Here is a 17,541-nt window from a genome sequence, read left to right as displayed (position 1 = left end):
TCTACCACTACATCGGCAACAACAACCAGGAATGGAACGCCATCATGGCCACCGCCGTGATCGCCTCCATCCCCGCCACCATCCTGCTCGTCATCGCCCAGCGCTACGTCGCCGCCGGCGTCACCGCGGGCGCCGTCAAAGACTAAGAAGGGACCTCGTTTCATGACCGTCGCCGCCTCAGGCCCGGTGTTCTCCCTGCGAGACATCCCGTTCAGCTATCGCGGCTCCTGGTTCGGCTTCTCGCCCGTGATCGCCAAGCACACCCACGCCGAGGACGTACATCTGGTCTCCCACCAGAGCGGCATGCACGCGATCCTGCGCCTGGTCCCTGACGCCGAGAGCACCATCAGTGCCACGCCGCACCAGCTCACCTGGAGCCGCGACGGCGGACGCGTCGATCTCGCCTACGACAACGCCGACACCGTACGGCTGCGCGGCCGGGGTCTCGGCCTGCGGCTGCTGGCCGCCGACCCCGTGCTGACGCCGTTCAGCGGCCCGTACTTCTACCACGATCCCGTCGACGGATCGTACGTCTTCACCCTCTACCAGACCGGACGCCGTTACCGGATCACCGTGCTCGGCGGACAGGCCGAAGCGCTCGGCGTGGAGGCGCTCGGCACCGCCGACCGCGGCCTCAAGCTGACGGGCGACTGGGAGATCGCCGTCGAGGAGTACGAGACCGCGCGCACGCCCTATGCGGGCACCGACACCTTCGAGCAGGTGGTCAAGGCGGCGCGCGCCGAGTTCGACACCTTCGCCGCGGCGGTCGCCCCCTGGCGCAGCGACGCCACCCCCGCCGCCGACCTGGCCGCCTACGTCCTGTGGTCGGCCACCGTACGGCCCGCCGGGTTCGTCACCCGGCCCGCCGTGCTGATGTCCAAGCACTGGATGGACAAGGTGTGGAGCTGGGACCACTGCTTCAACGCCATCGCCCTGGGCGGCGGGCTGCCCGAGATGGCGTGGGACCAGTTCCACCTGCCCTTCGACCACCAGGACGGCGCCGGAGCGCTGCCCGACTCCGTCACCCACTCCGAGATCCTCTACAACTTCGTCAAACCCCCCATCCACGGCTGGACCCTGCGCCACCTCCCTCCGGCGGCCGAGCCGGAGGAGGCCTACCGGCTCCTGGAACGCTGGACCGCCTTCTGGCTGGATGCCCGCCGGGTCCCCGGCCATGAGCTGCCGCACTACCAGCACGGCAACGACAGCGGCTGGGACAACGCCACGACCTTCGACCCGGAGCGCGTCGTCGAGACCGCCGACCTGGCCGCCTTCCTCGTGCTCCAGATGCGCGAGCTGGCCCGCCGCGCCCCGGATCCGGCCACGGCGGCCCACTGGTCCGCCGCCGCCGACCGGATGCGCGACGCGCTGCTCGCCGAGTTGTGGACGGGGGAGCGGTTCGTCGCCCGCAGCGCGTGTTCCGGACAGAGCTGGGCCAGTGCCAGCCTGCTCGACCTCATGCCGATCGTGCTCGGGGACGAACTCCCCGAAGCCGTGCACACGGCGCTCGCCGCACGAATCCAGGAGCACCTGACCGCCTTCGGGCCCGCCACCGAACACCCGTCGTCGGAGCACTACCAGGACGACGGCTACTGGCGCGGGCCGATCTGGGCGCCTTCGACCGTTCTCATCGAGGACGGCCTGCGGCGCGCGGGCCACACTGCGCTGGCCGACGAGATCAGCGCTCGCTTCCGCAAGCTCTGCGAGCGGTCCGGGTTCGCCGAGAACTTCGACGCCCGCACCGGCGAAGGGCTCCGCGACCGCGCCTACACCTGGACGGCCAGCGCGTACCTGATCCTCGCCGCCGCCCACGAGCAGCGCAGACAGCGGCTTTGACGCAGGCGCGCACGGCCGCCCAGGCTGGTGTCGAATCGGTTCGACGCAGGTCGCGCTGCTCCGAACGCCGACCCGCCTCCAGGACACCCCGGCGGACCGGCTGCGGTCGGAGTCAGCCGTAGAGGTTGACGGTGTCACCGGACGGATGGACACATTGGCCGCGGGGTTTGACGTCCCGCGCGGTCTGCACGACCATGCACTCCCACGGAGCTCCATCCACCTGCACGGTGAAGTCCACGGGGTCGATCGACAGGGCCCCGGATGACGGGAAGTTGTTCTGGTAGGCGACCGCCACGTCCATGGCGGTCTCGCAGGCCTCGGCTCGTTCGCCGTCCATGTCCGCCTCGACGATCGCCCCGTCCGGGGATCGGCCGCAGTTCTGTTCCGCCTGGGCCGCCGGGCCGGCGGTGAGCGTTCCCGCCGCGACCAGAGCCGCGACGCCGTGTCTGATGAGCGCAACCATGTGTCCTCCCATGCCGCGTGGTCTGGACACCTCCAGGGTCGCCCGGCCCGCCCCCGCGGCGGGTCATGGCGGGCCGAGGACTGCGCCCGGCCCTGGAAAAGCCCGACCGCGCAACGGTGATCCAAACCTGACGGGGCATCTGGAGTCCGTATGAGCGGTGCGTCCGGCCGGAACGGCAGAGTCGTTCTTCATCGGGGCGTTGCCCTGCGATGACCGTTGTCCGGCCCATGCTGGTGGCAGAAGAGACCACCACGTTCGGGGGTGATGGTGATGATCCGTATCGGTCTGACCCTGGCGGCCGCGGCCATCGCCGGACTGTTCCCGGCCACCCCGGCCGGTGCCGAGCCCGTGCCGCAGCAGTTCGTCTCCTGCGAGCGCGGCTCCGGCAACCAGAGCCTGACCATCGCGACCACCCGGGACAAGGACGAGGCCTGCACCACGGCGGCGAAGGTCTCCGACGCCTTCAGCACGGAAGTCGACATGCTCGACAGCAAGGTGCCGTTCACCGTCGAAGCCGACGGCGGCACCTGGAGCTGCGACACGGATTCCACCGGCGACACGCGCTGTGTCTCCGCCGATGAGCAGGTCTGGCTTTCCTCCACCTGACAGCGAGCAGGTGGACGAAGGGGGCGTGCTGGATCCCGCGGCTTCCACCTGAGAGAGAACCGCATGGGCGCCGCCGCGCCGTAAATCCGTGGCGGGGTGGAGCGTGCCGCACTATGGTGAGGCACGCCTTCACCTCGCGGCTGCTGACCCACGAGGCCTGTGGCGACGGTCTGTTCCGTCGTCTTCTGTGGCGCGCTCCCAACCGTGCCACCTTCTTGCGATTCTCTTCAGCAGCCCAAGGACTTCCCCATCATGCGTATTCGTCAGGATCGCCGTCTCGTCCGCCATGACGAGCAGTGGCTCACTCTCCCCAACCCCTGGAACGTCCCCGTCGACATCTGCGCTGACGAGCGCGTCCCCCTCGAACCGGCGGCCGTCGACGAGGTGCTGTCCGTCCTTGAGACCGCCGGCACCCTCGCCCGCCTGGCCGAGGCCGTGCCCGGCCACGACGGCCCGCCGCCCCGCCTGATCCGTCTCGTCCTCACACCCGACTTCCACAAGGGAGCGGGCATCCCGATCGGCACGGTCATCGAGACCGAGGGCGCGCTGCTCCCGCAGGCGGTCGGCAACGACGTCAACTGCGGCATGCGACTGGAGGTCACCTCGCTCACCGTGGAGCAGGTACGGCCCCGCCTGGACGCCCTGGAACGGCGGCTGCGGCACCTGTTCTTCGAGGGAGGCCGCCGCATCGCCCTCACCCCCGCCCAGCGGGAGGCCCTCCTGCGCGACGGGCTCCCGGGGCTCCTGCTCACCGGCGACGCCCCCTGGCAGGGTCACCAGCCGACCGATGCCGAGGACTGCCTGGACCGCATGCACGCTCCGGTGCACCCGACCGGCACCGCCGCGGCGTTCGCCGACTGGATCACCAGCGCGGGCGGCACCGCCGCCGCCAGCCACGACAGCCTCATCGGCAGCATCGGCGGCGGCAACCACTTCGCCGAGCTGCAGTACGTGGCACGGGTCCACGACCCCGCCGCCGCGTACGCGTGGGGCCTGGCAGAGGGCGCGGTCGTCCTGATGGTGCACAGCGGTTCGCTGTCACTGGGGCACCAGGCCAACGCCACAGCGCTGGATCGGCTGCGCCGGACCTGGCCGCCGGGATTGTCGCGGCCCCGCAACCAGATCCTGCCGTTCCTGCTGGACGAGCGTACGGCCGCCGCCCGACGCCGGTACCTGGACGCGTTCGGCAACGCCGCCAACTTCGCCTCAGGCAACCGGTTCTTCCTCGCCCTCACCATGCGGGCCGGGCTCGCCGCCGAATGCGGTCAGATGGCGGCGCGGCTGGTGTACGACGCGCCGCACAACCTGCTGTGGCAGGACGGGGACCGTGTCGTCCACCGCAAAGGCGCGACGCCAGCGGGCGGTCACGAGCAGATGACCGGCGGCCTGTACGCGATGTGGGGCGAGCCCGTGATCGTGCCCGGGTCGATGGGATCGTCCAGCTACCTGCTGCGCGGGCACGGCAACACCCGCACGCTGGCCAGCGCCTGCCACGGCGCCGGACGGCGCGTCCCCCGCGGCGCCACCGCACGGGCCGGCGACCGTGACCTTGACGCGTTCCTGCGGGATTTCCGCGTGGTCACGCCGCTGGACCACCGCGATCCGACCGTGGCGCGCCGCGCGGACGTGATGGCCGCCTGGCGGCGCGACCTCAAGCAGGAAGCTCCGTGGGCGTACAAGGACATCGGGCCCGTGGTGTCGAGCCTGCACGCGGGCGGGGTGGCGGACCCGGTGGCCGAGTTGCGCCCGCTCCTCACCGTCAAGGGCTGACCGCCTCCGGGTGGTGTTCCGCGTCGAGGACGGCGGGCCCGGCCGCTCCCGGGTGTGAAGCTTTTCGGGCCCGGGCGGTAATGACACATGACAGGGCACGCCGAGAAAGGCTCCCATACATGATCATCCATAGCGAGATCGTCGAGGCCGACGACGCCAGCGTGATCGGGCGGTCGTTACACGAACCGGACGTGTTCGCCGTCCTCTTCGACCGGCACGCGCCGCTCCTGCACCGCTACGTGGCCAGGCGCCTGGGCCCGGCCGAGGCCGAGGACGTGGTGGCCGACGCCTTCCTGGCCGCCTTCCAGCACCGGGCCGAGTACGACAGGACCCGTACGGACGCGCGGCCCTGGCTGTACGGCATCGCCTCCAACCTCATCGGCAAGCGGCGCCGCGCGGAGACAGCCCTGTACCGCGCCTACATCCGCAGCGGCGTGCATCCGGCCGTGGCCACGGCGGTCGAGGACGGCGTCAACACGCTGGCCGTCAACCGGCCGCTGGCTCGGGCCCTGCTGGCACTCAAGCCGGCCGATCGGGACGTGCTGCTGCTCGTGGCGTGGGCCGAGCTGAACTACCGGGAGGTCGCCGAGGCGCTCGCCATCCCCGCGGGCACGGTCGCCTCGCGACTCAATCGGGCCCGCCTGCAGATCCGTGAAGCACTTGGAGAAAGGGAATGACGATGGACGAGTTGACGACGATGTGGCGGTCGATCCCGCCCGCGACCCCCGAGCAACTCGCCGGGGCGCGGCAGCGGCTGCTCGACGGGATGCGTGCGCCGCGCAGGCGGGCGATCACCGGTCCGCAGCTGGTCGCGGCCGCGGTCGTGGCGGCGGCCGCCGCCACGACGGTGGTCCTTCAGGCCGGATCACCCGTGTACGCGGTGGCCAGGAGCGCCGACGGCACGATCACGGTGACCGTCCGCGAGCTGCGCGACCCGGAGGGGCTGCAGGCCGAGCTGGGCGCGGCGGGTGTCAAGGCGGACGTGACCTTCCTGGACCCGGGCGAGCGCTGTCGGACGCCGCGGTTCACCGGAGCGGACCCGTCGTACGGCGGCCCGCCGGTGTCGCAGGAGGAGCTGAGGTGGGGGGCCGAGCATTGGCGCTCTTCCCGGGCCGTCAGGACGGAACCGGGGCGCGGCTTCGTCATCCGTCCGGAGCTTGTCCGAGAGGGCGAGACGCTCGTCATGGAGTTCAGCGAGCACCCACGGGCCGGCGTGAAGTGGGAGATGGGGGCGTGGCTGGCCGCGGCGGGCTCCCCGGTGACGCCGTGCGTGCCGGTGCGGAGCACGGGCTGATCGCGTACGACGTCGCCTCGACACAGGTCGTACCGGCGCCACTACGGGGGTGCAGCATCGCTCTCTCCCGTGGACCTCGGGGTCGTGGCCGTGCCCCAGTGCACCAGGCACGGCTCGCGCGCTCCGGATCATCTCCGGAGCACCGATTCCGCAGCAGCAACGCAAAAGCGGTCAGGCGGCGAGGTGCCGCGACTCGGAAAATAGCGGTATGAGCAAAGCCGACAAAGTTCCCCCTGATCGGTTGCGGGAGCTGGTGGACACCATCCTGGCCGCGTTCGACGAACGGGTCGACGGATGGCAGATCGCCGGCCGGGCCTACACCAGCCGGTTCCACTTCGACCGGCTCGTGTCCGCCGGGCTCGGTGAGGCGCCCGCCGCCTTTCGCCGCCGCCTGCTGCTGGAGCGCGCCGCGTGGCGGCTGACCCAGGGATGTTCGGTGACCGACGCCGGGTGGGAGGCCGCCTACAACTCGACGGAGGCGTTCTCCCGCGCCTTCCGGCGGGCGTACGGCCGGCCGCCGAGCGCCTTCGGCCGCGCGCGTACTGACTTCCGGCTGCCCGCGCGCAACGGCGTCCACTTCCATCCTCCCGCCGGGATGTTCCTGTCCGACCGAACGACGACGGAGACCGACATGGACCTGACAGAACGCCTCCTGGACCACGACTTCTGGCTCACCGGACGCCTGCTGGACAGCGCCCGCGAGCTCACCGCCGAGCAGCTCGACCGCGAGATCCGGCCCGGTCACACGGTGCTCGACTTCGACGGGCCGGAACCGAGTGTCCGGCGCATGCTCGAACGGCTGGTCTGGACCAAGGAGGTCTGGACCGCGGCCATCGCCGGGAGGGCCCTGCCCGACGGCGGCGACGACTCGGTCGAGGCGCTGCGGGCGCGCTGGGCGCGGGCGGGCGCGGAGTTCCGAGCGCTCGCGGCCGACGTCGACCGGCGGCGGGCCTGGGACGACACCTTCATCGACGCGTTGTGCGATCCGCCGCAGAGTTTCACGCTGGGCGGCGTCATCACGCATGTGCTGACATTCTCGGCCTACCGACGGCAGGTCCTGACCGAAGCCCTTGCCGCGGTCGGCTGTCACGACGTACCGCCCGCGTGCCCCATGGAGTGGGAGCGCGGGCAGCTCGCCGAACGGCCGCTCACCTCCGACCAGCTGCGAGGGCTCGGGGAGGCCGGATGACCGCCACACCCCAGGCCGCCGTCCGCGCGTGGTGGCAGGCCATGCAGGACGGGGATCCGCACACGCTCGGCGAGCTCACGCTGCCCGACTACCTGTCCTCGGGCGGTCCCGCGGGCCGGTCCGTCGGCCGGGCCGCCCTCCTCGCCGAGGCGAGCGCCTTCTTCGCCCAGGCCCGGATCGACGCGTGGTCGCTGGACGACGTCGAGGTGCGCCAGTACGGCGACACGGCGGTCTGCGCCTACCGGTGGAGCGAGACGGGCACCCACCTCGACGCCCGGTTCGAACTGCACGGTCTGGCCACGGACGTCCTGGTCCGCCGGGACGGCCGGTGGCTGCATCTGGCCCACCACGTCAGCGCGCTGCCGGCGACGGCGGGCGCCAGCGGCGGCCAGAGCAGCACTGTTGACGGGTCGGCCATGGCGTCCTAGACCAGGACAGACACGAAGGGCGGACTCGGCCAGGATGGCGGGCGGTCCACACCAGGGCCATGACTCAACGCGTCGGCGAGGTCCTCGATCGGGGAGGTGCCGGGTGGGCGGAGCGGGCGGCCCCCGGCGATCATGACAGCGACGGGCGATCAGTGGACGCCGCGGATGGTGCCGCCGTCCACCCGCAGGGTGGTGCCCGTGACGTAGTCAGCCAGCGGGCCGCTCAGGTAGAGGACGGCGGCGGCGATCTCCTCGGGACGGCCCATCCGGCCGACGTCGTTGGGCACCAGTTCCTCGATCGCGTTGCGTTCGATGTCCTCCCACGCCTCGCCCCAGCCGCGGGCCGGAGCAAGGTCGGTGAGGAATCGCTGGACGCTGTCGACCAGGATGGCGCCGGGGGCGACGGTGTTGGCCGTGATCCCGGTCCCCTTCAGCCGGCGGGCCAGCGAGACCGTGAGGTTGTGGCGGGCGGCCAGCGTGGCGGTGTAGTGGGGCAGGTCGGCGCTTGGCTGCAGGGCGAGCCCGCCGCCGATCTGGATGACGCGACCCCAGCCGCGCTCGTGCATGCGGGGAACCAGGCGCAGGATCATCCGGACCCCGGAGATGACGTTGACCTCGTAGGTGTGGCTCCAGTCGGCGGGGGTGGCCTCCTTCCATGAGCGGTGGGGGTAGGCGCCGGCGTTGTTGACCAGGATGTCGATCGGGCCGCCGGTCAGCGCGGCCGCCGCCACGGCGTCGGCGCCGTCGTCGGTGGCCAGGTCTCCGATCGCGACATGAGCGCCGCCGCCGGCTGTCCGGATGGCGGCGGCGACGGTTTCGGTACGCCGGCGGTCGCGGCCGTGCACGACGACGTCGGCGCCCTCGGCGGCCAGGGCCTTGGCGATGGCTTCGCCGAGGCCGGAGCTGGAGCCGGTGACCAGGGCGCGCTTGCCCGTAAGTTGAAGATCCATTTCATCCTCGCATCGTGGTCCGGGGGCAAGACGCATCGCGCTCCCGATGTCTACAATCGTAGACTTTCACTTAAGTATACACTCGTAGACATGAGTGATGTCGCCCAGCCCAGCTCCCCCCACAACCGATCGCAACCTCAGGACTCCACCCCTGCCAGACGCCGGCGCGACGCCGCCGCCACCCGGCAGGCCATCCTGGACGCTGCGGTCGTCGCCTTCACCCGGTACGGCTACGACGGGGTGGGAGTCCGCGACATCGCGCAGAGCGCGGGCGTGACCGCGATGCTCATCAACCGCTACTTCGGATCGAAGGAACGGCTGTTCGCCGAGGCCGTCGACGTGGCCTTCGAGCCCCGTACGGTGATCGCGGGCACCGGCGCGGAACTGCCCGGCGAGACCGCGCGAGCGCTGGTGGCGCGGACGGCGCCGGAGGCGGAGGAGCTCGGGCCGTTCCTGCTCATGCTGAGGTCGGCGGCCAACCCCGGAGCCGCGCAGATCATGCGCGAGGCGATCGGGCGGCACGCCGGGCGGCACCTCACCGAGGAGCTGTCCGGTTCCGCAGCCGGCGTCCGCGCGGAACTGATGCTCTCCCTGCAAGCGGGGGTATGGCTCATGCGCAGCGTTCTCGGCACGACGGCGCTGACCCAGGGACGGCCGCAGGAGCTCGCCCAGTGGATCGAATCGCTCTTTCACGTGCTGGCCACACCCGCCACCGCCGCATCGCCACCGCCGGAACCAGAGGGGTCATGAAGGCTCGGCAGCCCCGCAGCGGCGATCCCGGCCCCGCCACTCACACCGTCCGGATGCGGGCCGGCGACGATCCGGCCGAGATGCGGTGCGCCGGCCCAGCGGCGCAGCGCAGGACTACCGGGGTGGCCTGACCTCGCGATGCCGCACGGCCGGGGCGCCGCCCAGCTCGTCCAGCAACTCCGCGAGCAGCGCCCGGCACTCCTCCAGCCGCCGCTTCCCGCCGCGCCCGGACAGCCGGGCCTCCAGCGCCTCCCGTGCCCGCCGCGCCGCCGCCACGGCCTCCTGGCCCCGCCGCGTCAGGTGCACCCGCCGGATCCGGGCATCACCCGGGTCGGCGAGGCGCTCCACGTAGCCGAGGCGTTCGAGCTCGGCGACGGTCTTCGACGCGGCCTGCTGGGTGACGCCCAGCTTGGGGGCCAGCTCGCCCACCGTGGGCCCGCCGCCGCCGACGAGGTGCTGGAAGACGTACCCGTGCGAGAACCGCAGCCCCGCGAAGCCCTGGTCGGCCAGGCTTTGCTGGACGACCTCGGCGGCCGCGAAGCCCACGAACAGGGCGAGCGTCCCGGTGTCCAGATCACCGGTCAGGACAGGCTGCATGCGCCCATTCTGCACTCGACAACCATAGTTGTGCAACTGAAGTTGTACAACTATGGTTGTCGGCATGGCGAACCTTCAACAGCATCCCAACGTGGACCTGGCCGTCCGCTACCACGAGGCGGTGGCCAAGGGCGAGAGCGCCGACCGGTTCCTCCATCCCGACGTCGTGCACCACGAGTTGCCCAACGCGCTGTTCCCCGACGGGGTGGTGCGCGACCTCGACGGCCTTCGCGCCGCGGCGGAACGCGGCCGCACCACGATCCGCGACCAGCACTTCGAGGTGCTCAACACGATCGCCGCCGGCGACCAGGTCGCCCTCGAGGTGCTCTGGACCGGCACCCTGGCCGTCCCGGTGGGCGACCTTCCCGCGGGCCACACCCTGCGCGCCCACATCGGCACGTTTCTCCGCTACCGCGACGGCAAGATCATCGCTCAGCGCAACTATGACTGCTACGAACCCGCGAGCCGGCCCGGGCCCGCGCCGAACGGGCCGCGTTCGGCGTGTGCAGCCTGACCGACCCTTGAGCGCAGCGAGTACAACGTCCCCCTGGCCGGGCTGCCGACTGTCGGCGCCCGGCTCATTCTCCGCACGTATCGATGGCGTCGATCGGACGGGGATCGCGGACGGATGTGGCTGGTTCAGAAGCGCCAGCGGGTTGCGCTGAAGCCTTCCTCCTTGCCGAACGCGAACACCACCGTCGGCGCGACCGCGAACACGTGCTGAGGATCGCTCAGGGAGGTGTCGGCCGGATCGTGGAACTCTCCTTCCCGAGGCCGCTGACACGATCGGCGCGCCCTCGAGTGAAGTCCGGTCACAGTGAGCACGGGTGTCAGCCGAGGCCGGATCGGGCGATGACGTTGGTGATACTGATGCGAACTGCGGTGAATCCTTCCCGTACGAATGATTCGGCGATGTCCTCGGCGGGTTGGGAAGGGTAATAGCGGTCGGCGATGCCTGCGGCGATGTGTTTGATCTGGTCCGGCTCGGCGGAGACGTGTGCTTCTCCTTCGATGGTGACGAAGCTGTAGGGTTGCCGGTCATCGCTGACGCAGAGTGCGATTCGCCGGTCGTGGGCCAGGCTTCTGCCCTTGACGCTGCCAGGGGACAGGGCGAAGGCGAGTTCGTCGCCGTCGAGAATGAAGCAGACCGGGGTGACGTGGGGTCGCCCGTCGCGGCGGGTGAGAGCTACGTGGGCAAGCCTTGTTCCCGCTGTGAGGAAGGTTCGCCATTCGTTGTCGGTCATTGTTTTCATCGGTGTGTTTCCTTTCATTCGACGTTGCGATCTCTGATCGTGTGTTTTGTCGCCGCCGCCACCGGTCGCCGGCCGGCAACCAGCTGCGTCGCTCTTTCCTGAGCTCCTGGCGCCCGCGAGCGCGGCCGTCATGACCGACCTGCCTGCCGCTCGCGCAGGGATCCGGCGACGGCTTGCTGCGCCGAGAAGAGCAGGAGCCCCGTAGCGAGGGCGGTGGCGCCCAGCCAGGTTCTGCCGGTGTGCTCCAGCAGTGCCGTGCCGGCCACCGGGCCGAGGGTGGCGCCGAGGCTCCAGGTGCTCGACGCGACGCCCATGTATCTGCCGCGCAGATCGGGCGGCGCCAGGTCAGCGAACGTGGCGCCGAACTGGACGGCCATCCCGATCTGCCCGAGGGTGAGGGTGAGGACCGCGGCGGCATGGCCGGCGCTGCTCTGGGTCACGGCGGCCAGGCCGCCGCCCAGGCCGACCAACAGCATCGAGGTGGCGAGTACTGTCCCGCGGTCGCGATGCGCCAGCACGACGACGGCCGGCGGCTGAAGGATGACGATGGCGAGCCCGTTGAGGGCGAGCACGGTGCCGTACGTGGCCGCGCCGTGCCCCTGCGCTGTCATCAGCAGCGGCAACGTGGTGAACGCCTGCATGAGCAGCGTGAAGCAGGCCACGTGGATCAGCGCCATGGTGACCATCAGGCGATCGCCGAGCAACGCCGGCAGCAGCGCACGTCGAGGGTGGCTCGGGGCCGAGCGGGTCTCCGGCACCGCCGCTACCACGATCAGCGCCGCGACCAGCATGGCGACCGCGTTCAACCAGAACAGCAGGCCGTAGCCGCGACTTACCAGGACCCCGGCGCCCGTTGCGGCGATGGAGTACCCGAGGTTCGCGGCCCAATAGAGCAGGCTGTACGCCCGCACCCGCTGTTCGGGCGGGAGGTCCGCCACGGCCGCCGAGCCGGCCGGGCGGAAGAGCCCCGCGGTCAGGCCGTAACCGACCGCCGCGGCCCAGATGGCCGGCGTCGTGCCGGCCGACCCCAGGGCGACCAGCGCGATCGACGTCCCAAGGAACCCCAGGAGCATCGTCCGCCGACGCCCGAACCGGTCCCCGAGCCATCCCCCCAGCAATTGCGACCCGAAGTCGCCGACGCCCACAGCCGCCACCACGGCACCGGCCACCGTCGGAGTCATCCGCTGTTCCTGGGTCAGGTACAGCACCAGCATCGGCTGGACGAACGCGCCGGCTCGAGCAACGAGGTGGCACGCCCCGAGGGTCCACGCCAGGGCTGGTAGCCCGGACGGTGGCCTGCGGGCGCGGTTCCCCGCACCGGTGTCGACTCTTGTGGTCGGGACTGTCATGTCGTCGACGCTAGGAGCGATGAGCGATCGAGAAAAGCGAATGTTTACGATCAAATCCATCGGAATGTGTTATATATGCAGCTATGGCGGACGTCGACCTGCGGCAGCTGATGACGATGATCGCGATCGCGGAGGAGGGGACGTTCTCCCGAGCGGCGAACAGGCTGGGCTACACCCAGTCGAGCGTGAGCCAGCACATCGCAGTGCTGGAGAAGACCCTTGGCGGCTCGGTGTTCGATCGGCCCGGCGGTCCAAGGCCGGTGCGGATAACTCCTCTCGGAGCCGTGGTGCTCGAGCAAGGCAGGGAGCTGCTGGCCAAAGCCGAAGCGCTGGCACGTGCGGTCGATCGATTCAAGGCCGGCGACGGCCGCATCGACGTCGGCACCCTCCAGAGCGTCTCCAACGTGATCCTTCCCACCGTGCTGCGCCGCCTTCGGGACGAGCATCCCGACTGCGAGATCCGGCTCTCGGAAGCGGAGCCGGACGAGGCGCAGCTCGGCGAGCTCGACCTCCTGTTCTACGACGGACCGATCAGCGATGAAGCGGAACACGTCCTGCTGATGGAGGACCCCTACTTGGTGGTGGCGCATCCAGGAGACCTGCCGGCCGGCCCGGTGCCCGCGGAGAGGCTGGACGGGAAGGCGATGGTGGCCTGGCCGGCGACCTGTGACCAGCCCAGACTGGAGAAGTTCCTCACGGACGCGGGTGCGCAGCCGCGCATCGTGTTCCGCTCGGCGGGCAACGAGACGATCCTGTCGATGGTGCGCGCCGGGATGGGGCTCGCCGTTCTGCCCTGGCTCGCGATTCACCACGTCGTGTGCCGCTCCTGCGGCGCGATTCATGGACCCGAAGGTTGGCCAGATCTGCAGGTGCACGAACTCGACCCCACACCCACGCGCGAGATCTACCTTCACCGGCGGCCTGGACGCGGCGGTCAGTCGCCGCTCGCGGTCCGCACCATCGAGATCGCCGTCGAAGTCGCGCGTGAGCTGGCTCAGCAGGCCCCGGCACCCAGGCCAGGAGAAGGTTGAAGAAGTCAGGTGCACCCGCGCTCTGCGGGTGGGTCGGCCGGCCTAGGAGCCCGTCGGCGGGGCGACGACGAGCTCGGTCTCCGGGTCGTGGCCGATGTGTGGAGGGCCGGCGACGATCATGGTAGCTCGGGCCCACGGCCGTTCTCGCAACATGAACGGCAGCTCCTCCAGCAGCCAGTTCGCCACGTGCGCCAGTTGCTCGGGGGAGTCACCGTCGCGGACGACCGTCAAGCGCTCTTGCTCGTCCAGGTCACCCTGCATCCACACCGAGGCGTCCAACCACGGCGCAAGCTCTTCGCGGATGATGCCGGTGCCCTCGACCCAGACGCAGTCGGTGCCGGCGGGGATGGCGATCGATCCGGGCCGGCCCCGGGCGATCCAGGCATCAGGGCGGAAGTCCACCGCCTCACCCCGGTGCAGGGGTTGCAGGATGTTCTCGACGAGCACGGCGCCCCAGTCGAAGTAGGCGTGGTTCCAGGCGATGTCGTCGGTGTGCACGACGGCGGAGTCGGGCACCACCTTGCGCAGCCGCGCGGCCAGGGTCGTCTTTCCGGCGCCGCCCCGGCCGTCGATCGCGATCAGCCGCGGACGTCCGGTGACGCCGGGTGACGCGTCGCGCAGCTGCCGGACGGCCTCGAGCACGGTGACCACCCGCCAGCCGGCGGCCTCGGTCTCGCCTGGATGTAGACGCATCGACAACCTGTCTCCGGAGGTGAGGGCCCGGATCGGGCCCGCCGCATTCCCATGGTCTCTCAGAGACGGTCAGCCACGAGTCCATGGGCGCCAAGCCAACCGTCCGGTAACCTCCGCCGCTGCCGGGTCGAGCGCCTCCAGGTCCTCCGCGGCCGGGGCACGCGCCACTCGCGGAGCGCGACGAGCTCGCCGATTCTCCTCCAGGAGCCATGCAGCGGCATTGTGATCTTGGATGCGAGGGCGTCGTCGTCGCTGTGATGAAGGCGTGCTCGTGCGATGCCTCCTGAAAGGATGGGGGGTGTGGCGGGCGATGTCCAGGAGCGGGGCATGTCGGGGGAAGCTCAGGCGTGAGGACGTGGTCGAGGAGTTACGGCGCAAGGTTCCGATCGCGGCGGTCTGGTGGTCGGGGCCATCGCCGGGGCGGTGACTCGCCCCGGCGATGGCGCGTGGTCCGCGGTCACAGGCTGTCAGACGCGGGTCCACCTCTGGTTGGCGCCGCCGTGGCAGGTCCAGATCTGCAGCCTGGTGCCGTTGGCGGTGCCGGAGCCGGAGACGTCCAGGCACTTGTTCGCTCCGACCGCGGTGATGCTGCCGTCGGCGTTGAGGCGCCACTTCTGGTTGTTCTGGCCGTTGCAGTCCCAGATGATCACCGCGGTGCCGTCCGCGGTCCCGGCGCCGTTCACGTCCAGGCACTTGCCGCCGTAGACCCGCAGCTCACCGGAACTGGTGGAGGTCCACTGCTGGTTGGCCTGCCCGTTGCAGTCCCAGATCTGCGCCGCCGCGCCGTTGGCCTGCGAGGCGCCGCTGACGTCCAGGCACCGGTTCGACCCCACACCCCGCAGCGCGCTCGTGTCCGGCGGATCCGGGTCGCCGCCTCCCAGTTGCGTGAAGAACTCCCAGACCACCGGCCTGGTCCAGGAATTCTCGCCGGGCTCGAAGTCGCCGGGCCTCCCGTCCACGGGACCCGGGGTGTGGCCCGCGTCGAACGCCGCCCACGCGACCGGATACCCGGTTCGGCATCCCGAGTAGTAGGTGACGATGTGCGTCAGGCTCCCCTGCGCGGGCTCCGGCGGGTTCTGGGGCGTGCAGCCGTTGTTCCGGACGAACCTGTCACGTAGCGACCGGCCCGCGGAGATGTTGAGCACCGGATCCCTGAGACCGTGCAGTCCGATGTACGCGACGGGCTCCGTGCCGCCGCTGCACCCGCTGAGCTGCCCGCCCGCGTAGACCGCCACCGCGCGGAAGACCGTCGCCCGGGCGCACGCGAGCGCGTAGCTCATGCCGCCGCCGTAGCTGAAGCCCAGGGCGAAGCGCTGCGAGGTGTCCACACAGAGGTCCGCCTCGATCCTCCGGATCATGTCGTCGACGAAGGTGACGTCCTCACCGCCCGAGTTGGCCCAGCCGTTGTTGAGACCCTGAGGCGCGACGAAGATCGCGGTGTTGTTCGACAACGCCCTGAGCCCGTAGTAGGACCACGGATAACCACTGGTCCCGCCCGAGTCGACATCGTTGGCGGTGCCGCCGTTCCAGTGGAATCCGAAGATCAACCGGTAGGGGGTCGTGTTGGTGTAGTTGTCGGGAATTCTCAGGATGAAGCTACGATTTCTGCCGTTCGTGGTAATCGATTGGTTACCGCTTCTGAGGGTCGGGGCCTTGCCGCATCCCGCAGTGGGGGCGAGGGCGCTCTGTTTTGCGAGCGAGGGGGTCGCGCTATCGCCCAGCGCCGGCTGCGCCGTGGCCGGAACGAGCAACAGTGCCGCCGACACGACAGCGGTGAAGAGAAACCTAAGTCTCGACATCACGCAAATTCCTTTGCCCTTCTCGTGGTGACACACGTGAATAGGAAGCGCGCTTTCATCGGCTTGCGGGCGCCACCGGCGCGCATTTGCCGACTGGTCGAATTTCCTGGATGTTAGCGCTAACTCAACGCCGCCGTAATCGGCACTCCCTTCATTCGGGCGGCTGACGGCGATGGTGCAGCGGAGCAAATATGACCGTGACAAGACCTGTCAAGGCTCGGCCTGCTCGACGTTGGGCGCCCGCGCCCGGGAGGGCCCGGTCGCTCGTCCTCCTGACCAGGACAGGCGGCCGCGGCCACCGCTGGTCTGTCGCGATGAAACTTTCACAGGTGCCCGGGCGGGGTGGCCGGTCTCCCGGGGTGCGTCCGTGCGGAAGCCGCGGCTACGGGATCGGGTGGCGGGCGATCCGGCGGAAGCGCCCACGACCGGCGGCACTCATCGGCGATGCTCGCACCCCGTCGAGCCGGTCCGGCCAGGCCGGATCAGTGGGACGAGAAGAAGAGCCGCTGCTGGATCTCCCTGCGGTAGTCGTCGAGGGTGTTGTCGATGTGCATGGCCGCGGCCTGGGCGGCCGCTTCGGGGTCGCCGGCGCGGATGGCCTGGTAGATGGCGTCGTGCTCCTCGACCGCCTTGGCGGCGTGCCCGCCCACCGAGCCGCGCAGCCCGATGAGGCTCGACTGCGCCTGCAGCCTGCGGGCCTCCCGCACGGCGACCTGGAGGAACATGTTGTGCGAGGCCGTGGCGATGGCGGTGTGAAAGGCGTCGTCGCCCTCGTTGAACATCTCCTCGCGTCCGGTCTCGAAGCCGCGGCGGCACAGGTCGGCCGCTTCCTCGATGGCCCTCAGCTCGGCAGGGGTGGCGCGGCGGGCGGCCAGCCGGCTGGTCTCCATCTCCTGCGCCCGGCGGAACTCGAACAGCATGTAGACGTGGTCGAGGTCGGTCGGGAGGAAGAAGGATCCCCAGCGCCCGGTGCCCAGCATTCCCTCGTCGTCGGCCACGTACAGGCCGCGGCCCTTCTGGGCGCGTACCCGGCCGAGCGCGGAGAGTATCTTCACCGCCTCGCGTACCACGGTGCGGCTGGTGCCCAGTTGCTGGGCCAGCTCGTTCTCGGTCGGCATGCGGTCGCCCGGACGAAGGCCGAGCCGGACGATCAATTCCAGCACCTGCTCGGCCGCTACCTCGTAGCCCGGCCGGTATCCGCTCTCGCGCGGGGTGTCGGTCACCGTGCTTCCTCCTCGCCGTTCCCTGCAAGAGTATGACTGATGAGACGGCCCTCCCCGGCACAGCCGTTCCCCGATGAGTACGACTCATCTGAACGGTTCATCCGAGGTTGATCGCCACTGGCGCACGCGGTGACAGGCATCACTGCTGGTGAAGCTGTAAAATGCCGCACCATGGCCGGTCCCGCAGTGTGCGAACGATGAAATAAGCGGGCTTAAGGTCTTGACGGGTATCCCCACTCCCAACGTAATTAGAAGCGAGGCCCCGGGGAACGCGCTCCTGCCGGAGCCTCCGCGGCCGGATCGCATGGGC

The 17,541-nt window shown here is 70.3% G+C and carries 18 protein-coding genes; 10 read left to right on the top strand and 8 right to left on the bottom strand.

What is annotated here, in order from left to right; genetic code table 11:
- Positions 1 to 162 precede the first annotated feature (162 nt).
- The gene (locus tag ACBJ59_RS56215) at positions 163 to 1,836 is read left to right on the top strand and encodes an amylo-alpha-1,6-glucosidase (RefSeq protein WP_375118195.1); all 1,674 of its coding nucleotides are present in this window, start codon (positions 163 to 165) and stop codon (positions 1,834 to 1,836) included.
- A 112-nt stretch (positions 1,837 to 1,948) separates the two neighbouring features.
- Here ACBJ59_RS56215 and ACBJ59_RS56210 read toward each other — a convergent pair whose 3' ends face one another.
- Complete coding sequence (locus ACBJ59_RS56210) at positions 1,949 to 2,299, bottom strand: hypothetical protein (RefSeq protein WP_375118194.1); 351 nt, start codon at positions 2,297 to 2,299, stop codon at positions 1,949 to 1,951.
- Between the two features lie 261 nt (positions 2,300 to 2,560).
- Between ACBJ59_RS56210 and ACBJ59_RS56205 the strand changes: the two genes are divergently transcribed.
- From ACBJ59_RS56205 to ACBJ59_RS56180, 6 genes are all read left to right on the top strand, one after another.
- On the top strand, positions 2,561 to 2,905 hold the full coding sequence (locus ACBJ59_RS56205; protein ID WP_375118193.1) for a hypothetical protein: 345 nt from the start codon (positions 2,561 to 2,563) through the stop codon (positions 2,903 to 2,905).
- 252 nt (positions 2,906 to 3,157) lie between these two features.
- A complete protein-coding gene (locus tag ACBJ59_RS56200) occupies positions 3,158 to 4,675 on the top strand; it encodes an RtcB family protein (RefSeq protein WP_375118192.1) in 1,518 nt (505 codons plus the stop codon).
- A gap of 119 nt (positions 4,676 to 4,794) precedes the next feature.
- A complete protein-coding gene (locus tag ACBJ59_RS56195) occupies positions 4,795 to 5,352 on the top strand; it encodes an RNA polymerase sigma factor (protein ID WP_375118191.1) in 558 nt (185 codons plus the stop codon).
- Positions 5,353 to 5,354: 2 nt separating this feature from the next.
- Positions 5,355 to 5,969, top strand: a complete 615-nt coding sequence (locus ACBJ59_RS56190) for a hypothetical protein (RefSeq protein ID WP_375118190.1) — start codon at positions 5,355 to 5,357, stop codon at positions 5,967 to 5,969.
- 208 nt (positions 5,970 to 6,177) lie between these two features.
- A complete protein-coding gene (locus tag ACBJ59_RS56185) occupies positions 6,178 to 7,158 on the top strand; it encodes a helix-turn-helix domain-containing protein (RefSeq protein WP_375118189.1) in 981 nt (326 codons plus the stop codon).
- Entirely contained in the window at positions 7,155 to 7,586 is a 432-nt protein-coding gene (locus ACBJ59_RS56180; protein ID WP_375118188.1) for a nuclear transport factor 2 family protein, read from the top strand. Before ACBJ59_RS56185 ends, ACBJ59_RS56180 begins: the two co-directional genes overlap by 4 nt.
- Before the next feature lie 149 nt (positions 7,587 to 7,735).
- Here ACBJ59_RS56180 and ACBJ59_RS56175 read toward each other — a convergent pair whose 3' ends face one another.
- The gene (locus tag ACBJ59_RS56175; RefSeq protein ID WP_375118187.1) at positions 7,736 to 8,536 is read right to left on the bottom strand and encodes an SDR family NAD(P)-dependent oxidoreductase; all 801 of its coding nucleotides are present in this window, start codon (positions 8,534 to 8,536) and stop codon (positions 7,736 to 7,738) included.
- A gap of 90 nt (positions 8,537 to 8,626) precedes the next feature.
- Here ACBJ59_RS56175 and ACBJ59_RS56170 point away from each other — a divergent pair, with 90 nt between their 5' ends.
- Positions 8,627 to 9,286 carry a TetR/AcrR family transcriptional regulator gene (locus tag ACBJ59_RS56170; protein WP_375118186.1) on the top strand — a complete coding sequence of 220 codons (660 nt, stop codon included), beginning with the start codon at positions 8,627 to 8,629 and terminating at the stop codon, positions 9,284 to 9,286.
- A gap of 114 nt (positions 9,287 to 9,400) precedes the next feature.
- Here ACBJ59_RS56170 and ACBJ59_RS56165 read toward each other — a convergent pair whose 3' ends face one another.
- Positions 9,401 to 9,883, bottom strand: coding sequence for a MarR family winged helix-turn-helix transcriptional regulator (locus tag ACBJ59_RS56165; protein ID WP_375118185.1), 483 nt, complete (start codon positions 9,881 to 9,883; stop codon positions 9,401 to 9,403).
- 64 nt (positions 9,884 to 9,947) lie between these two features.
- Between ACBJ59_RS56165 and ACBJ59_RS56160 the strand changes: the two genes are divergently transcribed.
- Complete coding sequence (locus ACBJ59_RS56160) at positions 9,948 to 10,397, top strand: nuclear transport factor 2 family protein (RefSeq protein WP_375118184.1); 450 nt, start codon at positions 9,948 to 9,950, stop codon at positions 10,395 to 10,397.
- A 316-nt stretch (positions 10,398 to 10,713) separates the two neighbouring features.
- On the opposite strand, the gene ACBJ59_RS56155 is transcribed toward ACBJ59_RS56160, so the two are convergent.
- Both ACBJ59_RS56155 and ACBJ59_RS56150 read right to left on the bottom strand, forming a co-directional pair.
- Complete coding sequence (locus ACBJ59_RS56155) at positions 10,714 to 11,136, bottom strand: PPOX class F420-dependent oxidoreductase (RefSeq protein ID WP_375118183.1); 423 nt, start codon at positions 11,134 to 11,136, stop codon at positions 10,714 to 10,716.
- Positions 11,137 to 11,264: 128 nt separating this feature from the next.
- The gene (locus ACBJ59_RS56150) at positions 11,265 to 12,485 is read right to left on the bottom strand and encodes an MFS transporter (RefSeq protein ID WP_375118182.1); all 1,221 of its coding nucleotides are present in this window, start codon (positions 12,483 to 12,485) and stop codon (positions 11,265 to 11,267) included.
- 83 nt (positions 12,486 to 12,568) lie between these two features.
- Between ACBJ59_RS56150 and ACBJ59_RS56145 the strand changes: the two genes are divergently transcribed.
- Entirely contained in the window at positions 12,569 to 13,516 is a 948-nt protein-coding gene (locus tag ACBJ59_RS56145; protein ID WP_375118181.1) for a LysR family transcriptional regulator, read from the top strand.
- 42 nt (positions 13,517 to 13,558) lie between these two features.
- On the opposite strand, the gene ACBJ59_RS56140 is transcribed toward ACBJ59_RS56145, so the two are convergent.
- The 3 genes from ACBJ59_RS56140 to ACBJ59_RS56130 form a co-directional block, all read right to left on the bottom strand.
- The gene (locus tag ACBJ59_RS56140; protein WP_375118180.1) at positions 13,559 to 14,209 is read right to left on the bottom strand and encodes a hypothetical protein; all 651 of its coding nucleotides are present in this window, start codon (positions 14,207 to 14,209) and stop codon (positions 13,559 to 13,561) included.
- Positions 14,210 to 14,676: 467 nt separating this feature from the next.
- Positions 14,677 to 15,756, bottom strand: coding sequence for a lectin (locus ACBJ59_RS56135; RefSeq protein ID WP_375118179.1), 1,080 nt, complete (start codon positions 15,754 to 15,756; stop codon positions 14,677 to 14,679).
- 734 nt (positions 15,757 to 16,490) lie between these two features.
- A complete protein-coding gene (locus ACBJ59_RS56130) occupies positions 16,491 to 17,231 on the bottom strand; it encodes a FadR/GntR family transcriptional regulator (RefSeq protein ID WP_375118178.1) in 741 nt (246 codons plus the stop codon).
- Between the last annotated feature and the right edge of the window lie 310 nt (positions 17,232 to 17,541).

Source organism: Nonomuraea sp. MTCD27 (genome assembly GCF_041950495.1).
GTDB lineage: Bacteria > Actinomycetota > Actinomycetes > Streptosporangiales > Streptosporangiaceae > Nonomuraea.
The sequence above is the reverse complement of the archived record's forward strand: the minus strand, read 5'-3'. Positions and strand labels throughout refer to the sequence as shown.